Annotated in this window: 14 protein-coding genes; 5 read left to right on the top strand and 9 right to left on the bottom strand. The window is 62.7% G+C overall.

From position 1 onward, the window contains the following. Positions 1-15: 15 nt before the first annotated feature. Positions 16-1,047, bottom strand: coding sequence for a tyrosine-type recombinase/integrase (locus tag Q4610_RS18925; RefSeq protein ID WP_304537428.1), 1,032 nt, complete (start codon positions 1,045-1,047; stop codon positions 16-18). Between the two features lie 135 nt (positions 1,048-1,182). On the opposite strand from Q4610_RS18925, the gene Q4610_RS18920 reads away from it, so the two are divergent. Continuing rightward, positions 1,183-2,109, top strand: coding sequence for a helix-turn-helix domain-containing protein (locus tag Q4610_RS18920; protein WP_304537427.1), 927 nt, complete (start codon positions 1,183-1,185; stop codon positions 2,107-2,109). A 25-nt stretch (positions 2,110-2,134) separates the two neighbouring features. Here the strand turns inward: Q4610_RS18920 and Q4610_RS18915 are convergent, their stop codons facing one another. The 4 genes from Q4610_RS18915 to Q4610_RS18900 all read right to left on the bottom strand — a co-directional run bounded on the left by Q4610_RS18915 (position 2,135) and on the right by Q4610_RS18900 (position 6,040). Next, the gene (locus Q4610_RS18915; RefSeq protein ID WP_304537426.1) at positions 2,135-2,407 is read right to left on the bottom strand and encodes a WGR domain-containing protein; all 273 of its coding nucleotides are present in this window, start codon (positions 2,405-2,407) and stop codon (positions 2,135-2,137) included. Positions 2,408-2,523: 116 nt separating this feature from the next. Further along, positions 2,524-3,537, bottom strand: coding sequence for a ParB/RepB/Spo0J family partition protein (locus tag Q4610_RS18910; RefSeq protein ID WP_304537425.1), 1,014 nt, complete (start codon positions 3,535-3,537; stop codon positions 2,524-2,526). Positions 3,538-3,582: 45 nt separating this feature from the next. Further along, positions 3,583-4,785 (bottom strand): AAA family ATPase, encoded by a 1,203-nt coding sequence (locus Q4610_RS18905; RefSeq protein ID WP_304537424.1) that lies wholly within the window; start codon positions 4,783-4,785, stop codon positions 3,583-3,585. Between the two features lie 166 nt (positions 4,786-4,951). After that, the gene (locus tag Q4610_RS18900) at positions 4,952-6,040 is read right to left on the bottom strand and encodes a replication initiation protein (protein ID WP_425262590.1); all 1,089 of its coding nucleotides are present in this window, start codon (positions 6,038-6,040) and stop codon (positions 4,952-4,954) included. A gap of 891 nt (positions 6,041-6,931) precedes the next feature. On the opposite strand from Q4610_RS18900, the gene Q4610_RS18895 reads away from it, so the two are divergent. Both Q4610_RS18895 and Q4610_RS18890 read left to right on the top strand, forming a co-directional pair. Next, the gene (locus Q4610_RS18895; protein WP_304537422.1) at positions 6,932-7,531 is read left to right on the top strand and encodes a DUF7146 domain-containing protein; all 600 of its coding nucleotides are present in this window, start codon (positions 6,932-6,934) and stop codon (positions 7,529-7,531) included. Between the two features lie 58 nt (positions 7,532-7,589). After that, positions 7,590-11,807: a strawberry notch family protein gene (locus Q4610_RS18890; protein ID WP_304537421.1), complete on the top strand. Its 4,218-nt coding sequence runs from the start codon at positions 7,590-7,592 to the stop codon at positions 11,805-11,807. Positions 11,808-11,834: 27 nt separating this feature from the next. Here Q4610_RS18890 and Q4610_RS18885 read toward each other — a convergent pair whose 3' ends face one another. The 4 genes from Q4610_RS18885 to Q4610_RS18870 form a co-directional block, all read right to left on the bottom strand. Beyond that, positions 11,835-12,650, bottom strand: a complete 816-nt coding sequence (locus tag Q4610_RS18885; protein WP_124811278.1) for a GIY-YIG nuclease family protein — start codon at positions 12,648-12,650, stop codon at positions 11,835-11,837. Between the two features lie 3 nt (positions 12,651-12,653). Then, on the bottom strand, positions 12,654-14,960 hold the full coding sequence (locus Q4610_RS18880) for an AAA family ATPase (protein ID WP_292940251.1): 2,307 nt from the start codon (positions 14,958-14,960) through the stop codon (positions 12,654-12,656). A 216-nt stretch (positions 14,961-15,176) separates the two neighbouring features. Beyond that, the gene (locus Q4610_RS18875) at positions 15,177-15,932 is read right to left on the bottom strand and encodes a hypothetical protein (RefSeq protein WP_292940248.1); all 756 of its coding nucleotides are present in this window, start codon (positions 15,930-15,932) and stop codon (positions 15,177-15,179) included. Next, positions 15,926-16,921, bottom strand: coding sequence for a helix-turn-helix domain-containing protein (locus Q4610_RS18870; protein ID WP_223806857.1), 996 nt, complete (start codon positions 16,919-16,921; stop codon positions 15,926-15,928). Before Q4610_RS18870 ends, Q4610_RS18875 begins: the two co-directional genes overlap by 7 nt. A gap of 274 nt (positions 16,922-17,195) precedes the next feature. Here Q4610_RS18870 and Q4610_RS18865 point away from each other — a divergent pair, with 274 nt between their 5' ends. Both Q4610_RS18865 and Q4610_RS18860 read left to right on the top strand, forming a co-directional pair. After that, on the top strand, positions 17,196-19,247 hold the full coding sequence (locus tag Q4610_RS18865; RefSeq protein ID WP_304537420.1) for a ParB/RepB/Spo0J family partition protein: 2,052 nt from the start codon (positions 17,196-17,198) through the stop codon (positions 19,245-19,247). 76 nt (positions 19,248-19,323) lie between these two features. Beyond that, complete coding sequence (locus tag Q4610_RS18860) at positions 19,324-20,976, top strand: ATP-binding protein (protein ID WP_304537419.1); 1,653 nt, start codon at positions 19,324-19,326, stop codon at positions 20,974-20,976. Positions 20,977-21,052 lie beyond the last annotated feature (76 nt).

The raw sequence follows: 21,052 nt of genomic DNA, 5'->3' as shown, positions 1-21,052 counted from the left end.
ATAGTGACCAAGGACTTAGAGGAACCCCTTCCCCGCGTGGTCATCGAACAGCTCGACCGAACGGACATAGCCGAGCAGCACCTCGACCTTCTTGTGCCGCGACACTTCTTGCATTTTGGCGATGGTTGCCCCGGTCCGAGAGGCCTCGGTGAGGAATCCGGCCCTGAGCGAATGACCTGCGACCGTTCCAGGATCGAGGCCGACCCGTCCCGCATACTTTTGGATCAACCGCGCGATCGAACGGTCTGACATCGGCTTATCGGTCAACCGGCCCTGCGGGTCGATCTGGTAGAACAGCGGCCCCGCGCTGCTGCCGCGGACCGCCAACCACGCCTTGAGCCGCTCCACTGGTCTGAGGGTCTTGCCGGAGGGGACCGCAATCACTTGCCCCTCCCCTTCCTGATCGGTCTTGGAATGGCGCAGCATCAATTTGAGGCCCTTGTCGACCAATTTGACATCGCGGAGTTCGAGCGCGACCAGTTCGGAGCGACGCAGCGCCGCCGCCAGGCCCAGCGCCAAAATTGCCCGGTCGCGGATCGACCGGGTGCCCTCGCCGTCGGCCGCCGCGATCATTGCCGTCAGCTCGCTGGCGGTTAGCGCCGCCTTTCTGGCGCTCGGCCGCGCGCGCTGCTCACGGCGGATTCCGGCGAGCGTGTCGGCAATGACCATGCGGTCGTCGCGTTGGACCGGCGCGACCAGCCCGTCCTGCCGGTGCTTCCACCCGATCGCCGCGACATGGCGGCCGATGGTGCTGTCGGCCCTGCCCGCCAGGGCGAGCGCGGCGAGATAGGTCGCCACCGCTTCGGGCCGCGCCGGGAGCGGATCGATCTTGCGTTCATCGCACCAGCTCTCGAACTGGGCCCAGTCGCTGGTATAGGCGCGCACGGTGTTTGCCGCCTTGGCCTGGGCGCGGTAGTTGCGGGCAGCTGCGACCTCGTCGCCCAACATCCTTGATGAGGCAGCGATTTCGGGCGGAGATGCCGCCGCGGTGGAGTTCAGCGCGATCAGAGCTCCGCTTGCGGTGGAATCCTCGCTGCCATCGGCCATATTCCAAACTTCCCCGGCGCAAATCCCGCTGTGACATACCCTTCTTTTCACTGTCCGTGAAGAGCCATTATCGGACAGTGATTGCACCATACAAGCTGAGTATACTTTTTTGGCCGATAGTATATCCTTTGGCCAATGGATGCCCCCCCTCCCCCGTGGCAGATCACCCTCGCGCGGATCGAGGGAGCGTTGCCGTTCCTGCGTGCGGAGGTCGCCGACGGATTGGCGCGGGCCTCGCTGCGCCGGTTGTGGCGCGTGCATGTTCGCGACTATGCCTTTGAAAACCTTGGTCCCGAGCACAATCCGGGGCTTGGCGCAGCCGAGCTGACCCGCTCGTGGTACGCGGCTGAACGGCAGGACTTCCTGTCCTGGATCAGCCGGCGCGGCCCCCCTCCCCTCGCCCGGGCGGCGCAGCTCACCCTCGCCGCCAAGGACGCGCGAGAGAGCTTCTCAGGCACATTTGAAGCCGCTGACCGGGCGCTGGAACGGCTCGATGCCCTGCTGCCGGCGCGCGGGCCCCTGGCAGCCCTGACGGAATGGCTCCGCCAACTCCGTGACCACGAAGTCGACTTTCTCGAGGGCGGCAGCGAGGAGGTGCTGATCGAGGGCCGCGTGTTCCAGCGGTTCGCCGCGCGCGGGAGCGCCTGGGCCGCCTCACTGGCCGCAGCGATGCGCCCGCAGCTGTTCGCCCTGGGCGCGGCGCCGTTGGCGCTCGCCGGGCTCGCCCCGCGTGCGCTGTTCCGCGTTGAACCCGAAAGCCCCCTCCCCGCCCTGCTGGCGAGCGCGATCGGCGCTGCGGCCGGTGACGTGGCATCGGACCTCGCCGCCGTTGCGGCCATGGTTGCGCGCGGTGACGAGCGCCTCGCGGACCTCTACGCTTCGTCGCAGGCACCTGCGATGTGGCAGCTGATTAGCGGGCTGGGGCCCCTCACCCGCGCCGAACTGGCCCGTGCGCTCGGGGTGACCCGCCGCACAGCCTCACAAGCCGCCCAGGCGCTCGAGAAGGCCGATCTGGCCGCCTTGCGCCCCGGAGACCATGCGCTGGTCCCCAAACGCCCCTAGATTGCCTCTTGAGGGCCTCTCACGGCTAGAATGAGACTTCGCGGTACGGCACGCCGATCCGCTTGGGTGCAGACGCCCGCCGACGCAGCAGTTGGCGGGCAAAGCGCGACGCTTCGTCCTCGCTCGCAAACGACACCGCCCTCCCCTGCCCGCGCGTTCCGATTCGCCCCCAGGCAAATTCGACGATCGACGCTCCGAACAGGTCGCGGTTCAGCGCTACAGTGTAGCGACGCGCGACATTGCGCTCGGCGCAGATTGCCTCGAGCCAGATGAAGCTTCCGTGGGTCAGGTTGTCCATGCGCGCATGAATGCTGCAGCAGGTATCGTGCAATCCAACGGGAATTTTGAATCAGTCGAGTCCGACTGATTCACCCAGGCGATTTGTTGCTATCCCATTTGCAATGCCAACGCGCTTTACGTCCAGTACTGGTCTAGCACCGCCCGTACAGCTTCTTCCGCCTCATGCCGCGTTGCTCCGCCCTTGCTCAGTAGCGTGAGGCGGATGCCCTTGCGATCAGCGCCCTCGATCCGGAGTACGGGTTTGCCACTCGCACTTGCGACCGTTTCAGCCTTTCCTGACTTTTTGGGGGCACCTGACTTCTTGGGGGGGTCTACAGCGAGCGACAGTGCCTTGATCACATCAATCACTGGCATTGATTGCCCGGTTGCCTTGCGTTCGTCAGCTAAGCGCGCGGCCTCCTTGAAGGCGCGATCCCTGCGATCATCCGGCTTCAGCAATGCCTTGAGCGCAATAGCATTGCGAATGCCAAGCTCCTGCGGCTCGGCAAATGCCCTGGTCAGTTCCTCTGGAAGGCGGGCAAGATCAAGATATCGCGTGAGCCAACTTTCAGAGACCTTCAGACGCTCGGCCATCGTCTTTTGGCGACCGTCATAGTAGGCAGTCAGTGCCCGGAGATAGTCCCTCGCCCTTTCAAGATCGGTGAGGTCGTCGCGGGCGCGGTTCTCGATGTCGGCGAGCCTGAACGCCTCTTCATCGCCAATCTCACGCACATCGACAAGGAACTTGAAATCCGGGTAATTATGGGTCCTCAGCCAGCTGATCGACCAATGTCGCCGCGCGCCGCAGATGACCTCAAAATCATAGTCCTCATTACCGGATATGCGGCGTACAATCGCGGGAATTTCCTGCCGCCCCTGCGCCTTGATGCTTTCAATGAGATCCGAACACCGCTCTTCGTTGAGCAAGGCGTAATCACGGTTATGACCCGCCCACATCCGGCATTTCGCAGGATCCACCAGCTCGTGTGTCCGATTGACGATCGACCCGGACGCAAGGTCGGCAAGACGATTTGATCGGCCTGTGAGCACATTGGAGGCAAGGCTTGATCGACGGGGCGTCGCGCCATCATCGGTCAGGTCGATACCTGCCGCCAAATCGGCTGCAAAACCGCTGTTTTTCTTACTCATGCAACCCTCCCATTAGCAGAATTGCACGCGTGCAATTCCGGGATCTCATGCCAACGCCTCCTGGCGCAGACGCTTCTGATGACTGGGCCACATCGAACGGATATCGACTTCGATTTCAGCGTTTACCCCATCAAGATAATTCAAGCATCGGTTGCGCACGGCCGAACTGGTGGCGGGGCCGTCAAGCTCATATACCGTCATCAAACGCGCTGTCGCATTGTCGATTTCGGCCGAATCCTTCAGCGGCGTCCGAACCATTGCATGCCCAAAAAGAGTGCGCATGAGCTGGAGAAGCTCCTTCTGCATTGATTTGTTCTCATCGACTTTCGAAGCGACGAAGCGCAGAAATTTCAGCTCCGGTGCGAGACCACGGTCCGCGAGCTGTTCAATCGTCTCATCCAGCATCGAGAGAAAGGCTGCAGTCGATGAGAAATCCATAACGGTTGGCGGGACCGGTACGACCAACGAATTTGCCGCACGCAGCACAGAAAGGGAGATTGCGCCAAGGGCCGGTGGAGGATCCATCACAACGACGTCAAAGCGGTCCGAGATGCTTTCAATCCCTTCCTTCAGGCGGTCGAGAAGCGAGCCATTGCCCTGCGCCATCCGCGCTGCGAGTTCATATTCGGAATTGAACAGACGAAGGTTGGCCGGGATCAGTTCCAAGCCGTCGAAATGGGTCTTGCGGAGCGCATAGTCGAGGGACGATCGTTCGCCTTCGCGAAGGAACGGGTAAAGGGTATCATCTTCCGTGAGATCAAGGTCGGGGACGTAGCCGAAAAGCGTGGTTGCAGACGCTTGGCTGTCACAATCAACCAGTGCGACACGGTAGCCTCGAATCGCAAGATATTGAGCCAGATGGACAGCCAAAGTGGACTTGCCGACCCCGCCCTTGAAGTTCTGAACCGCGACAACGCAGCAGGGATCATCTGCGGTCCGATAGGGCCTCGTTCCAAAGACCCCGCGCATGTCGTTGAGTTGCGCCAACGTATATCGCTCACGCCGGTTATTGTCGGTCCTTGCCGGCTCAGGGAGCCGCCCATCCTTCTCGGCATCACGTATAGCCGCTGGCGTTCTCCCAACCAGTTCGGCTGCCTTGCCAATCGTGAAAGTCGGCTCGCGGCGGTCATCCGCGCGGGCGCTACGGGCAGAATCCCGCAATTTTTCGAGCACTGACGAGGTCCGACTGGCGAGCGTCGCAACCGAGACCAGGCGCTCTGCTTCCTCAATTTGAAGTCCGTTAGACACATGCCCACCTTTCGCAATTGGGCGTGTGCTACACCCACTTGCGCTTTTGGGTCAAGAAATTCGCAATTTTCGAAAGTGAGGGTGCCAAATAGGCCTCAAATTGGCGCTCGTCAGCCTCAACCTGACTCGGTGGGGGAGGGCCAAATTGCACGCGTGCAATTTCTTGTCATTGGGGCCTGCCGCGGCGATTAACCCAACCCTCGCAAAAACCCTTCCATGCCGCCATCAATTTTGCGCCCCGCAGCTTTTCCAATCGCTCACCCATGTGGGAGCGAAAGCCATCGGCGATCATATCCACATCCCAGCCCCCGCCATGCTCCCTGCCAATCGAGCGGAATTCGGATTCTGTGTCCCCGTAGCGCAGCGACCCTCTTGGAAAGCTGGCTTCAGGTGGCTTTCTGCTTGCGACTGCCTTGCTCGGCCCCGGAATAGCCCCCTGCCCCGCAGCGATAGTCTCAACCGTTCCCTCGCGCCGCGCATGGCGACCTGCCGAATGACGATCCAGTTCGGCGACAGTTTCGATGACTTCCGGCGCACCCTTCGGCTCAAACCGGAATTCAAGCTCGGTCACAGTTCTACCCTGCCGAATTTCGCGCCATTCGACACGGAAGTGCGCCAACTGGTCGATCTCGGATTTGGCCTTCTCAAGCACCTTGCGCCGAAGCTGCGCAAAGTCGGTGTATACCTCGGGTGGAATACCAAGGGCTGCTCGGAGCGCTTGCATGTCCCCCCTCCACGTCGCCTGACGACGATGCAAGCGAAGGGCTCCCAGTTCATAAAGCTTGAGCGCATAGTTCGAACGAAAACCAAGGACCGCTTGGCGGTTCAGCACGGCGTAGGTCTCGGACGCTTGGATTAGCTTACGCGCATCTGGCGTGAACTCCCATTCGATCCAACCTGCTTCACCGCCCTCTTCTTCCGTTTCCTCCCGCGACCGCGAGATCAATGAGAACAGAAGTGTCGCCTTCTTTCCCCGCCAGGATTTGTCATCAACGGCGAAGAGCGTTCGGTGCAGTTCCTGGAGCATGTCGGTGATCCGCTCATTGCCCTTGTGCCCGCGCCGGATGTCAGCTTTGCGAATTCGGTGTGGCCGATCCTCCCAAGCATCTCCTCCCGCCGTCAAGATCATCAAGGCTAGTAGCCGAGACGCCGTGAGACTGAGCGATTCACCTTTGACAAATTTGATTTCGATGATGCTGCCTGGCTTGGCGAATTCATCGCCGCCCTTGGCTTTTAGAGCTGCGGCAACGCGCATGGCACGGCCAGGAGATACTTCCTCTGCGGCCTCTTCGACACCTTCGGCTATTTGGCCAACTTCACTTTCCATGCCATATTTCGATCAGAGCGTGATTCTCCAGCCTTGCTTGCTGCCTGACCTGACCTCCTTCGTCAAGTCAGGTCAGGATGCAAGTGTGGCAGCCACCCCCAAACGGTCAGGATAGAAACGCAGCTACACGGCAAGGAAAGCCGCAGACAAACACGAGTCGGCGTACCTTTGGGCTAATTTCGAATCTCGCCTTGATTTCTACGACTTCGCGATTCAGATATTCACTTCAGCGGGGCAGGGAACGCACATCCATTTGATTCCCCCAATGAGTCAGGAAGGCCCCAAAGGGTCAGGCAAGTTCCCCCGATGGGTCAGGCTATTGCCCCCACGAGGTCAGGCAAATTCCCCCATGAGGTCAGCTATATGGCCATTAACACTTGTAATAGCGCCTCTTTTAGGCCTGTGAATCTGAATCCTTAGAATCATGAATCCTTCCGCTGCAAGCAGCGGCGTGTGTAAATTGATTTTTAGAAGATCAAATGCCGATTCGTGTGACCCAACATGGACCCTCCATCTGGCGAGAATGGGGCACAAGAGTCACAATGAGGGAGGGGAGCAGGGACGAGTTGGGCGATTATGCCCCTTGTCAGCAACAACCCTACGTCAGAGTTACGCGCTCTCATTACCCGCCTCGGTGGCACGTGGTCTGGCAATACAGCAATGTGTCGGTGCCCTTGCCATGCCGACCGAACCCCGTCGCTTTCCATCCGCCAGGGTGATCGAGCAATCCTCGTAACATGCCACGCTGGTTGCGACAGCCGAGACGTACTCACATCTCTTCGGCGTATCGCCGAACTGCCGATCGTCAATGCCTCTGGTGTGATCCCCAGCGTCGGGCACAGCACCGGAATTCACCTCGGCATCTGGCAATCCGCGCGTTCAATCGAAAGAACGCTAGCCGAGCGATATGTGCGCGAGGTGCGCCAGATCTGGGCACCGCTGGAAGACCTGCGCTTTCACCCCCGTTGTCCACGCGGGAAGGGGATGCTTGCGAGCTTCGAGCCGGCACTCCTGATCGCTTTGCGAAAGGCAGGCGCGATCGCCGCAATCCAGCGTATTTTCCTCGATCCATCGACAGCTGCTTACACCGAGAAGCGCGTCCTCGGTCAGGCTATCGGGGCGGCGTGGACCAACGGCCCGCCAGGCAAGACCATCGGCATTTGCGAGGGTTTCGAGACTGCGGCTGCCTATACGTCGCTCACAGGTATCCAGACCTGGGCCACCATGGGTGCCAAACGCTTCCACCAGGTCGACATCCCGGCGTCAGTCGAAACCGTGATCCTGCTGGCCGACAACGACGCCGAAGGCAGGCGGGCGCGCGATCGCGCAGCCGAATCCTACCGACGCGCCGGACTTGCAATCGAGACCGATTGGCCGCCGGGCCGCATGAACGACTGGGCGCAGCTTCTGAAGCGGTGAGGGGAGGGGGGCTGGAGCGGGCGTGCCGCTGATCGGCACGAGCTCAGGAGTTCTCCGCATGACCACAACGATTCCGCGCGCCAGCGCCATTCTCGGCGCTGCGCGCACACTTGCCGCCAAGCTGCTCCTCGCTGTTCCGATCGACCGCGCCGCTCTGGGCGAAGCCATGACGGAGAGTGCAGGCGGCAATGACGCCGCAGGTGCCTGGAAGCAGCGCGACAGTTTCGAAGCGCTGGAAGTAGCACTCTCCCTAGTCATTCCCGAGCTTGTCGGCCGCATGGACGTCGGCGCGGCGATCCACACGCTGGAGGCGCTGGCGCGCGAACTGCCGACCCACACGGTACGCAGCGAGGACCAGATCCAATTCCAGCAGTTCTCGACGCCGCCGGCGCTGGCCCGTCTTGCAGTTCATCTGACGCGGCTCTCGAGCGATGACATTTTGCTCGAACCGAGCGCAGGCACCGGGATCATCGCTTCGCTTGCCAAGGGCTCGGTCAGGGATCTGATCCTCAATGAACTTGAGCCAACCCGCGCCGACCTGCTCGAGGCCGTATTTCCGGGCAAGAAGGTCTACCGCCACGATGGCGCTAAACTCAGCGCACTGCTCTCCGGAACTGAACGGCCGAGCGTTGTTCTGATGAACCCGCCGTTTTCGGTGTCGCAATCGCGCGGGGAAGATCAGAACACCGCCGCCAGGCACCTGCGGGCCGCGCTCGACCATTTGCTGCCGGGTGGCCGGATCGTTGCGATCATGCCCGACTGGTTCTCGCCCTCGGCCAAGTACGAAGAAACCTTCCGGCGCACCCTCGAAGGCGCGCGGGTCGTCCTCTCGCTCCGTCTGGACAAGGGCGGTTATGCCAAGCACGGCACCGGTATCGCCGTTCGCGTGCTGGTGATCGACAAGGTGCCGGGAGAGATCGGCCTATCGACCATCAACCGCAGCTCGGTCGGCGAACTCTTCGCCGCGCTGCCAACCGTGCCACTCCGGGCGCCATTGCGCGACCCGACGCCGTCGGCAGCGCCCCGACCCAAGCTCAGCCTGTTCCGCTCGGTGAAGACCGGTCCAGCCCGGCCCGTGATCGTGCGAGCTCCCCAGACCAACGACGTCCGCCCCGTCGCCTACGAAGTGCTGGACGAACCTGCCGCGATGGGCGAGCAGCGCGGGGTCTATGCCGATTACCGGCCTTCACGCGTGGTGATCGCGGAAGCTGGCGAACATCCAACCCACCTCGTCGAATCCGCCGCCATGGCGTCGATCGCCGCGCCAAAACCCAGCTACGTGCCCTCATTGCCCGAACGCACCGTCACGGCGCGGCTGCTATCCGCCGCCCAGCTCGAAACCGTGATTTATGCGGGCGAGGCCTGGAGCCGCGATCTCCACGGCCGCTTCAGCCATCCTGCTGGCGAGGTCTCGCTCAAGGAGGACCCGGACGGCAAACTTTACCGCACCGGGTTTTTCCTCGGCGACGGTACCGGGGCAGGGAAGGGGAGGCAGGCTGCGGCCTGCATTCTTGACCAGTGGCTGAAGGGCAATCGCCGACACATCTGGATCTCGAAGAATGCGCCGCTGCTCGAAGACGCGCAGCGCGACTGGACAGCGATCGGCGGCTTGCCGTCTGATATTCTCGATCTTGCTCGCTGGAAGATCGGCGAGGAGATTACCGCGCCCGAAGGCATCCTGTTTGTTCCCTATGGCACGCTGCGCAGCTCACGCGTCGAAGATACCCGGCTCGACCAGATTGTCCGCTGGGTCGGCGAGGACTTCGAAGGCGTGATCGTCTTCGACGAGGCCCACGAAATGGGCGGCGTCGCCGGCGGGGAAGGGGCATTGGGGCAAAAACAGGGCTCGCTTCAGGGCATCGCCGGCGTGCTGCTCCAGAACACTTTGCCCCGCGCCCGCGTGCTCTATGCCTCGGCAACCGGCGCATCGGACGTCAACAACCTCGCCTATGCGGTCCGGCTCGGCCTGTGGGGGCCGGGCACGGCGTTCGCAACCCGCGAGCAGTTCATCAGCGAAATCCGCGACGGCGGGATTGCCGCGATGGAATTGGTGGCCCGCGACCTCAAGGCCTCCGGGCTCTACCTAGCCCGGGCGCTCAGCTTCGCAGGGGTAGAGTACGACATCCTACGCCATGACCTGACGTCTGAGCAGATCGCGGTCTACGATACCTATTGCGAGGCCTGGACGATCATTCACCAGAACCTCGAGGCCGCGCTCGAACTCACCGGCATCGTCGATGGGCTCGAGAACAAGACCCTCAACAGCGGCGCCAAGGCGGCCGCCCGCAGCCGGTTCGAGGGAACCAAGCAGCGCTTCTTCGGACAGGTGCTGCTCTCGCTGAAGCTGCCCTCGATCTATCCTGCGATCGACGATCACCTGGGCGAGGGGGACAGCGTGGTGGTCCAACTGGTGAGCACGGCGGAATCCATCCTCAACCGGCGGCTCGATCAACTGGAACCGGCTGAGCGTGAGGCGCTCGACATAGCCTATGACTGCAAGGAATATGTCGTCGATTACCTCACCCGGGCCTTCCCGACCCGGCAGATGGAGGAATACAAGGACGAACTCGGCGACGTGCGCTCGCGTCCGATGTGGGACGAGGCCGGCAACCCGGTCCACAACCCGCAGGCCGAGGCCGCACGCGCCGACCTGATCGAGCATATCTGCGCCATGCCGCCGATCCCGACCGCGCTTGATGCCCTGCTCGAGCACTACGGCGTGACGGCGGTGGCCGAAGTCACCGGGCGCAGTAAACGCCTCGTCCGTGACGGATCGGGCCAACAGCGCCTCGAAAGCCGCTCACCCCGGACCAACCTTGCCGAGACGACTGCGTTTATGACCGGCGCCAAGCGCATCCTCGTGTTCTCGGATGCGGGCGGCACGGGGCGCAGCTATCACGCCAGTCTCGATGCCAAGAACCAGCAGCGCCGGGTCCACTTCCTGCTCGAGCCCGGATGGCGCGCGGACCGTGCGATCCAGGGGTTGGGCCGCACCCACCGCACCCACCAGGCCTGCCCGCCACTGTTTCGTCCGGTTACCACCGACTGCAAGGGCGAAGCCCGGTTCACCAGCACCATCGCGCGGCGCCTCGATGCATTGGGCGCGCTGACCCGCGGCCAGCGCCAGACCGGCGGGCAGGGGATGTTCGATGCGTCCGACAACCTCGAGAGCATCTACGCCAAGCACGCGCTCCACGACTGGTACGGCCTGCTCGCGACGGCCAAGCTCAAGAGCACGACCTTGTCCGAGTTCCAGCGGATGAGCGGGCTCGAACTCACCGATCAGGACGGGGTCCTGCGCGAGGATCTGCCGCCGATCCAGCGCTGGCTCAACCGCATCCTCGCCATGAAGATCGCCGTCCAGAACGCCATCTTCGACGAGTTCCTGACCCTTGTCGAAACCCGCGTCTCGGCAGCCAAGGAAGCCGGCACCTTCGATATCGGCGTCGAGACGGTGCCGGTCGAGGCCTGCGAGGTGCTGTCCGACACGGTGATCCGGACCGATCCTGTGACGGGCGCGACCTCGCACCTGCTTGAGCTGTCGCTGACCCAGCGGCGCAAGGTCCTCTCGCTCGAGCGCGTGCTCAAAATGGCATCCTATGAGGAACAGCCGCTGTTCCTGCGCAATGACAAGTCCGGCAAGGTCGCGCTTGCGGTTCCGGCGCCCTCGCACATGGACGAGGAAGGTCACATGATCCGCCGCTACGAACTCGTGCGGCCGCTGCGCAGCGAGTACCTCCGCGCCGACCGGCTCGACGAGTCCGCCTGGGAGCCCGTCACCAAGTCCCGGTTTAGCGCGCTGTGGGAAGAGGAATACGCCGCCGACGAGAGCCAACTGGTCACGGAGACCGTCTATCTCGCGACGGGCCTGCTCCTGCCGATCTGGGGCGCGCTTCCCAAGGAAGACCTTACGGTCAATCGCATCGTCGACAAGTCCGGCGCCTCCTGGCTCGGCCGTCATGTCCACGACCTCTACGTCGATGCGACCCTCGAGAAGCTTGGGGTTGCCCGCAAGGCGCAGACCGATCCGACCAAGATTGCTGCCGCCATTCTCGGCGGCGGGACTTGGAAGGCGCCGCATCCCCTCAATTTTACGATCCGCACAGCCCGCGTGAACGGTTCCCGAAGGATCGAGATCGTCGATGCCGAAGCCGCGCGCATTCCCGAGCTCAAGGCCAAGGGCTGCTTCACCGAGATTATCGCCTACAAGACGCGGGTGTTCGTGCCGCTGGACGGCGCCGAGGCGATCATCGTCGGCATTGCCGTCCCGGGCTGAGCCACCAGGCAAGCCAACGCTCTGCAGCTATCGGTAACCTGCCCGACCGCCTGGGATCATGTTGAGCCGTCTTGTATCTTCCCAATGGCCGCGCACCAGCGCTGCCTCCGCTTCGTAAAGCGCCTCAACGTTGGTCGTGACGGCCATTACCTTGTGGTGGATGTATGTCACCCGTTCGGCCTCCAGTTCCTCCCGCAGCTTGCGGTGGAATAGCAAGTTGCTGCCCTTGCGCATCGCGCGTCGATGCTCGGCCCAGCGGGTCTTCCAGCTCCGCGTCGTTATGCCGACGTAGAAGTAACCATCTACGGGGTAGGAACTGCCCTCGCCGAAGATATGCTGGTAGAGGACGAACGACTTCTTTGGCCAGCCATTTGGCCTGATAAGGATGTGTGCAGGCGCCGAAAACAGGATGCTCGGTTCGGTTACGTGCGCCGATGGCATGCTTATGTCGAACCTGCGCGCCGCAGCCATGAGCGCCGGGTCGCTGACGAGGTCGAGGCGGATCACCGGTGATAGTATCAACTCGCCGGCTTGTTGAGGCTTACCGGACCTATAGTCGTCCGTGCCGATGGACACGTTCCGGTGTCCCTCGCGCATGCGCTTTTGCGGCGCGACGAACTTCAAGCCACTGCGCATCGCGACCATGTGGAAATCCGGGATAGCGTCGCCAGCGTTGATCCTAATGACACCACCTGGCTCTCGCGCGCTGCTAAGCCAGAACTTGCCATAGTCGGTCTCGCACCAGGCGCGCAGCTGCCGTTCGACCGCTGCGCGCAGCTTGTGCATCGGGGTTGGGGTGAGATGCTCCCACCACCCCCTATCGATCGAGACCGGGCTGGCCATAGCCTATCCAGCTGCTGGCTGCTCGGGAGCTTGCGCCGGCGGGGCAAGTGGAACAGGACGGGCCGCGACTGCGCCCACATGTGCGGCAGCCACTTCGCCTTCTTCCGGATCGTCCTCGCTGATGCGCATCATCATCCGGTAATGCGCTCCATGCCCTGTGCGCTCGAATACCTCTCTGAACACACGCAGGTAACCTTGCACGGCATTGTCATCGACGGCGACGTAGATATCGTCATGCGAGCTGTGCGAACCGTCGTTAATCCACGAGAATAGCGAGGCGCAAATTTGGGCGTCGCGCCCCTCAAAAAGTGCGACGATCTCGTCCTGCTTCAGCCCGCCCAGGACGGTCAGATAGTTCTCGACGATCCGGCGCATCGTGTTCTGGATTGTGAGGTTCGGTCGTTCCGGATTCCGCACCTCATCCCACAGCAGCTCGTAAGAGGTCTTGATCGGGTTGTAATCGTAGTGGGTGAGCGAGGACACGTTCTCGCGCTTCCGAACGATCCAGAAGGTCTCGAACGACCGCGCTCTGCCGCGGCGCTCTCGGTCGAAACTGACCTCCTTGTGAAAGTAGATGTTGTGCGTGAGCACGAATACCTGGCGGACGTTGCCTACATTCTCCCGCACGTCGGATACGACCTTCCGGATCAGCGCACTGACCACGAACAGTACGTCGGCGTCTAGGCTCGAGACGGGATCGTCGAATACCACAATCTTCTCGACTGCGGTGCCTGTGGTCGACGTGCTGCCAGCTAGTTGATGATAGAAGTAGAGGAAGGTGATGAAAGAACGCTCACCTTCGCTCAATGAGTGCGCAGCCTCGCTCCCGTCCAGTCGCACGATGCGATACATGTCGCTGCGCTCACCAGCTACCTCAAGGCGGAAGTTCGAGAAGCCATATTGGCTGAGGATCCGATTGATGGAATCGACTGTCGGGCGGACACTGGTGATCGTCTGCTCAATCGCGGAGAGCTGACGTTTCAGGTCCGCTCGGCGCGTGGTTTTGTCGGCGATACTGCCACGCATTCCGTCAATCGCGCGCTGAAGATTGCGGGCCGTGGTCTCGTAGGTGTCGAGATCCGTGCGTCGTTCCTCGACGACGAACCTCCAGATCTGCGCGGTTAGCGCCGACTTTGCGCTCGCGAGGTTGCGGATAGTGGCGTTGTACTGCTCGGTCGCCTCATTGGCGGCCGTGACCAGAGCGGTGATCGCAGCCGTCAGCTCCGTCGTAGCGTCGAGCTCGATCACACCACTCGGCTCCTTCCGTTTCGCCGTGATGCGTTCGATGTTGAGTTCGAAAGCAGTCTTTAGCGCCGCGGAGCGTTCGCCGAGGACCGCCGCATCCACAAACCGATGTGGCGCCGCAACGAGGGCGTCGATGCGGGCGACGACGGCATTAACGGCCTGCTCGTATGACTCCGCGAGAAGGTCGATCGAGGCGAGATCAGCCTCATACTGCTTATCGAAGAACGCGTTTAGATCATCAAGCAATCCGGCAGGCGTCGGCTGCTGGCAAAATGGGCATGGGCCATCGGCCTCGGTTAGATATCCGACGCCCTGCTTGACCCAATCGCTGTTGCCAAGGCGGCCGATGAGAGCGGCCACGACCACGTCGTCACGGCCCACAATGCTGCGGGTGAGGATCGGGGAAGCCTCCAGACCCGCGAAGCGATCAAAGGAAATCGGGGCGATAGCAATCTCCGCCGTCGCGGCATCCTGGAAGACGGTCGCCGCCTCTGCCACCAGGGCGTCCAGCGTCTTCAACTCAGAAGTGTTGCCGTCTGCCTCGACCAGCAGCTTTGTGCAGAAGTCGCCCTTCTTGCCACGGAAGCCGGTGAAGGCGTCCATGAACGCGTCCTTGTGTTCGACCTGCGACTTCCAGCACGCCTCGATCAGTGCCGTGCGCGCCGCCGCGAGTTCGCTTTCACGGCCGCCTGTGCCGTCCTCTCCGACCAGATTCCGGCGCAGGTTGACCATGTCGTTATCAAGGTCAGCGATCTCGCTCGTAAGGCGCTCGATCTCGGCGGCCGCCCGGGTCGAATCCTCGCCGAGCGTAAAGATTCCCTGCATCTGGTCACCGAAGCTGGCATCAGCGAAATCTCGGTTGAAGACCAGCGTCGCAAGCTCGCGTCCGTCGCGCCAACTAACGGTGTAGCCCGCGCAGATCGACGAGTCGTGGATCGCGCGCGAGATCGTCGTCTTGCCGCAGCCGTTGTGGCCGAACAGATAGTTGACCCTCTTCAGGTCTGTCAGCCTCTCGCCGCCAGCTGGATAGGTCGCCTCGCCGGCGATCTCGATTTCGATGATCAAGCGATTCCCCCTAATACTACTCCGTCCGCGAGATTATCTCGAGACCAGCACAAAATTGACGTAGAACCGTCACCAGTTCCATTTCGTGGCCGAATATCAGCACGAACAACCTAATCTAGCAAACATCAGCGGCTTAGTCTTCACGTGGGGAAGTGGACACTATGGAGTTTATTCCGAGGCCCTTAGCTCGCACTAATGCGGCTGCAAAACCTCAGATCACAGCCGGTAGGCTGCACGCAGCCTTGCGGCGACGCCCTCTCGCGTCATGTTCACCTTGAATTGTCTGGGGTCGAAGTCGTCTTCGATCGCCGCATTCTCGACAAAGGCGAGCATATCTTCCGCGACGGCTGGGGGCAGGGCATATCGAGCCTCCTGGCTCAACAACTGCAGAAGCCGCGCGACGTCGTTGCGGTGCTTGCGGATGTTCCTTTCATCGACTTGGCCCCCTTCCGCGCGTTGGCGGGTAAGGTCGAGCCATGCCCGGGCCTTGAACGGAATGATCGCTGCCTCATCAAGAACCGGGATGCCGCCGGCTTCGCGCACCATCGACTTGAGAAACTCATAGTAGCTCTCGTCGAGGAGGATGGCGGATAGGCTGGCCGCGGCCTCATCGATGGCGAGCGGCGTCAGGTGGGCGTCGTCGCCCAGTTTCAGGCCTTCGGGCGCGCGCGAGAAGAGCTCGAGCATGGCGGGATATCCTTCAGCCTTCGGCTTCTGGAAGCGATAAAGGACCTTCGCGCCTTCGCTGCTCTGCCTGATTTCGTAGTCGCCCTCCTCGACAAAAGCCCAGAAGCGTGCCGCAAAAGCACTGTCCAGTGCTTCGACCACCAGGACGATATCGAGATCCTTGGTAGCGCGAAAGTCGAGCCCAACTTCGTCCATGATCAATTCGCAGGCGGCCCCGCCGATCAGCACATATTGGTGCTCGTGGCCCGCAAAATGCGCCCGAAAGCGGTCGACCCCGATCACCATGCAAATGTCTCCAACAGTTCTTCTGCCGCTTGCGCAACGCGTTCGTCCGGGCTGCCTCGGACGCTGAGGTACAGCGAGAGGCGATCGACAACGCCATTGCTGGCGAGAACTCGGGGATCGTAGGTCCATGTCTGGACCTCGACGCGCACGTCATCGAAGGCGGTGGCAGGCCGCAAGGACTGTGCCGCCTGCAGATTCTTCCAACTGGCAGCCAGAATGGCCCTTGTCTCGAGGCGCGGCGGAGCCAGCATGGTGTAGCGAGCAAGCGCGGTTGTCCCAGCAAGGGGGCCGATCACTTCACCATCCAGGGCGCAGACCTCCCGAACCTTGCGCACCGGCGACTGGAGCTGTGCCTGCACAGTGTCCCAAAGCTCCCGGCCGCGCCTAGCCATGTGCAGACGGCGCTGCCGACCGACATGGTGTGCCTTCGCCAATTGGAGCGCCTCGAGCTCATCCAGAGTGCGGCTGATGCTCATGATCGAGACATGCAGCTCGTCCGCAAGTTCGGTGAGGTTTAGGCCATCCAAGGTGCGGCCCTGCATGACCGCCAGCAGGAGGAATTGCGTCGTTGGGCTGATCTGCTCGGCGTGAACGAGCGCGAAAGCAGGCGCGCGCTCGCGCAGGTCGAGGAACACTTCGGGGACATAGAGCTGCGCGCCAGGTGCGATGAAGCCGATCTTGCGCTCCATCATCTGGCGGCGGATCGCGCCCGGTACGCGGCCCAGCAGCAGGAGCACCAGGTCGGCCCCGAGTTGGTGGCGAACCATCTCTCGGTGCTTCAGGTACTGCGCCGTTGCGCCAGATCCGGGCGGCAGGTTTTCTCTGATGGCCATGAGCAGCAACGCGCGGCCGTCCAGCGAGCCTTGCCAAATCGCGTAACGATCGAGGATGAAGTGCGGCAGATTGGTGGGTGCTGCGGGCACGAGGGCAAGCCGCTGTCCGAACGCGTCCTCGACGTACGCTTCGGCAGCTTCCGCGAGCGCTTCCAACCGCGCCTCAGGAACCCTTTCTAACACCACTCGTCTTATTTAACATCACTAATGTTAAATGTCCATTACGATGTTAGATGGGTTGCAGATGGTGCCCATGCTGCCTCTCCGTGAGGCATAAATTCAACATTTATGCCTCACGAAACCGAGCAAGTCGTTTTGGCATGCGCGGCATGTGCCCGGGAATTCGGGCAATCCTGAAACCGTGAGGGGAGGGGGGCTGGAAGGTGTGAGCCGAAGGGCTCGGCCAAGTCCGGCTTTCAGGAGCACCCCTATGAACCACATCGAGTTGATCCCGCTCGGCAAGCTGCGCTTGTCCGAAGCCAACGTCCGCAAGAATGACAGCAACCTCTTCATCGAGGAACTGGCCGCCAATATCGAGGCCAAGGGCCTCCTCCAGAACCTGATCGTGGTGCCCGCCAAGAAGCGGGGCATGTTCGATGTGACCGCAGGTGGCCGCCGCCTCCGCGCACTCAACTTTCTGCTCGGCGCAGGCAAGCTCCCCAAGGACCACCCTGTCGCCTGCCGTGTCCTCGACATCGATGCTGCCGAGCAGTCCGAACTCTCGCTGATCGAGAACGTCATCCGGCTCGACATGACCCCGACCGACGAGATCCGTGCTTACAAGCACTTCGTCAACGAGGGCAGCGACCTCGACGCGATCGCCAAGCGGTTTGGCCGCACCCGCCGGTTCATCGAAGGCCGCCTGCGGCTTGCTGACCTCGCCGACCCGATCTTCGCCGCGCTCGAGGAAGGCAAGATCACGCTCGATGTCGCCAAGGCCTATGCGACGACGCCCAACCATGATCGCCAGATGATGGTCTGGAATGAACTGTCGAATAGCTGGCAGGGCAACAATCCCGATTCCATCCGCCGCATGGTCACGCACAGCGCCATCCGCTCGTCTTCGCCGATGGCAAAGCTCGCCAGCGAAGCGGAATACCTCGCCGCCGGCGGCAAGATCGAACGCGACCTCTTCACCGAGGACGGCGGCGAGACCTGGATCGATGCCGAGATCGCCCAGCGCATTGCCGGCGAAAAGCTCCAGGCCTATGCGGCCGAGGTCGCCCAAACCTCCGGCTATGCCTGGGTGCGCCCGATCCTCGAGACGCGTGTCACCTACAACGCGACCGAAGACCTCCACCAGGTCCATCTCGAACCGGCACCGCTCAACGACGACGAACAGATCGAGGCTGACAAGCTGCTTGAGACGATCTCGGCGCTGGAAGCCGAAAGCGAGACGCTCGACGAGGACGACGAGGCCGCCGCCGCCGAGTTCCAGGCACGCTGGGATGCCGCAAGCAGCGCCTACGATGCGCTCCACGACAAGCCCCCGATGATCCCAGAAGAGATGAAGGCGAATGTCGGCTGCTTCGTGATCATCGGCGCTGACGGCCAGCCCACCGTCGCGAGCGGCCTCTACAGCGACAAGCCGCTCGAACGGCGCAAGGCCCGCGGGTCCGACGCGGGCGAGGGTGCAGGCGGAGCAGGGGAAGGCGGTAGCGCCGCTCCGGCCCCCAAACCGTTGTCGCAGAAGCTGGTCGAGGAGCTCGCTGTGCAGCGCCGCGACATCCTCGCCATCAACCTCGCCTCGAACCCGGCAATCGCGCTCGATTATCTGATCTTTGCCATTGCCGACTCCCGCGCGCTTTACAGTGCGCAGGCGCTCGGCACTACGCTCCGCGCGCCGTCGCCCTCCCTCTACCTCGCCAACCACCCTGAAAGCCCGGCGCACACGCTGATGGCCGACATGCGCGAGACGCTCGACCTGTCGTGGACCGAGCATCGCCGCACGGTCGACCGGTTCTCGGCGTTCAGCGCGCTTGACGACGATGCCAAGGCAAGCTGGCTCGCCTGGTGCATGGCAAAGACACTGGAAGCCAGCATGGGCATCGACAAGAAGACCGGTCAGTCCGGCCCCGAGCCGATCGACCTGCACGATCACCTCGCCGCGTTGATGGGGATCAACGTCGCCAGCCACTGGCGGCCAACTTCGGCCAATTACTTCGATCGCGTGAGCAAGCAGGCGCTGCTCGCCCACGTCAGCGAAGTTGGCGGACCGACCATGGCGGCCAGCTTCATGGGCTCGAAGAAGGGCGACCTCTCGGCTTCCTGCGAAAAGCTGTTCGCGGGCGAGACCATCGTCGCTCCCGAGGTAAAGGAAGCTGCGCTCGCCTGGGTGCCCGAGGCCATGCGATTCCGGGTGCTCGCGGCGAGCGAGCCAGATCAGGAAGCGCCGGTTGCGCACGAACCGGACAGCGATGCGGGCGACCTCGAACCTGCCGATGAGCAGGCCGTCGAAGCCAGCGAGACCGTCGACGCCTGACCAGCCTTGCCGGCACGCTGCCCGCGCATCCGTTGCGATCTGCGGGAGCGTGCCGGTCCATCCAGGAACTACCCTCATGACCATGATCACCAAGCTGCGCGCCCGGGTTTCCCCCAAGGCGATCTCGAAGGTTACCCGGATCTTCAACGGGACCCTCGACGACATCTTCAACGAGCTCTTCCAGAATGCCCGCCGCGCGGGAGCAACGCGCATCACGGTCACCGCCGAGCACATGGGCGATGCCTGCCTCATCACGGTGAGCGATGACGGCGCCGGGATTGCCGACCCTGTTGACCTCCTCTCACTCGGCCAGTCCGACTGGTCCGAGGAGTGCCGTACGCGCGAGGACCCGGCGGGCATGGGGTTCTTCAGCCTCGCGGGCCTCGACACAGTGGTCAGTTCGCGGAGCGCGGACGGCGCGTTCTCGCTCGCGATCACGGGCGATGCCTGGACCGGCGAGGCCGACATAGATGTGCTGCCCTTCGACGGGTCGCGCGGCACGACAATCGCCTTCCGGTTCGATCCGCAGCCTGACGGCAAGCTCGAACGCTGCGTCGAGGCAGCCGCCCGGTTCCTGCCGCTTGCCGTCAGCTACAATGGCAAAGACCTCGCCCGCGCCGATTTCCTCGCAGACGCGCACAAGGTCATCGAGCGGGAGGGGTTCAGGATTGGCGTCTTCCGCGATCGGCACTCGCCGCACGTGGCGACGCTCAACTTCCACGGCGTGACCCTCAAACACGCCTTCCCGGTCGTGAAGGAAGTCCACCATGCCCAATGGTCCGTCCTGGTCGATGTGATCGACGCGCCCGATCTCGTCCTGGTGCTGCCCGCCCGCAAGGAAATCTACCGCAACGCCGCGCTCGACCGGCTCGTGGCACTCTGCCGCGAGGCGATCTTTTCGGTCATCCGCGAGGAACCGTTCCACCGCCTGAGCTTCGAGAACTGGCTCGAGGCGAGCCTGTATCACGACAATTTCCCGCAGGCGGCGCGGCAGTTGCCGCTGTGGTACCCGACGCTCGCCCGCGACAGCTACCGCGAGGTGCCGCGGTTTGCCGACCTCGAGCCGGGCGCGGCGATCTACGATGATACCGACTCCTTCGATGCCGTCACCTTCGGCCGCGCCTTGCGGCGCTCGAGCGGCGGCGAGATGCACCGTCTGGGCGGCCCTGAGCCGCGTGCCTTCTACGAGCCGATCACCAATTTCATCGGCTATCCCTGGTACGATGCCCTTCCGGCCTTCGTGCGCACCGGTGAGCGCTACACCTTTGATGGCGGCATCCCCGCCGACGAAGCCGATGCTGTCACTCTGCGCCCCGACGCAATCACGATCGAACTCACCGACCAGCACGACCGGCGGCTCGATCTTGAGACCGATTTCGCGATTCTAGACGACCCTGACTCCTGGGGCGATCCCGACTGCGCGCGCATTGCGCTGACGCGGACCGCCGCGCTTGGCCCGGACGATCTCACCGACCTCATCATCGATGCCGTGTTCTCGCCCTCGGATGATTCCGATGCGGACAGCTACGACACCCAGGAGACCCGCTTCCGTCACGATGCCGCAGTGCGCGCGCACGCGATCCTCGAAGGCGAGGACGCTGCGATCCTTGCCGGCATCCGCATGGCCTTCGCCGACCGGGTCGCCTGGCGCATCCCGCATGGGCGCACGCTCCGCCTCACCTGGTTGAGAACGGCGGAGCAATATTCGACCACGGTAGCGGCGGGATAGTCCTGCTGCGGGCGGCGTAAAAGTCGTCCACCTTGAAGCCTTTCTGCCGAGTCAGGGAGGTGTGGGGATCTACAGC

The organism is Sphingobium cyanobacteriorum, from assembly GCF_030580935.1.
Taxonomy (GTDB): Bacteria; Pseudomonadota; Alphaproteobacteria; order Sphingomonadales; family Sphingomonadaceae; genus Sphingobium; species Sphingobium cyanobacteriorum.
The sequence above is the reverse complement of the archived record's forward strand: the minus strand, read 5'-3'. Positions and strand labels throughout refer to the sequence as shown.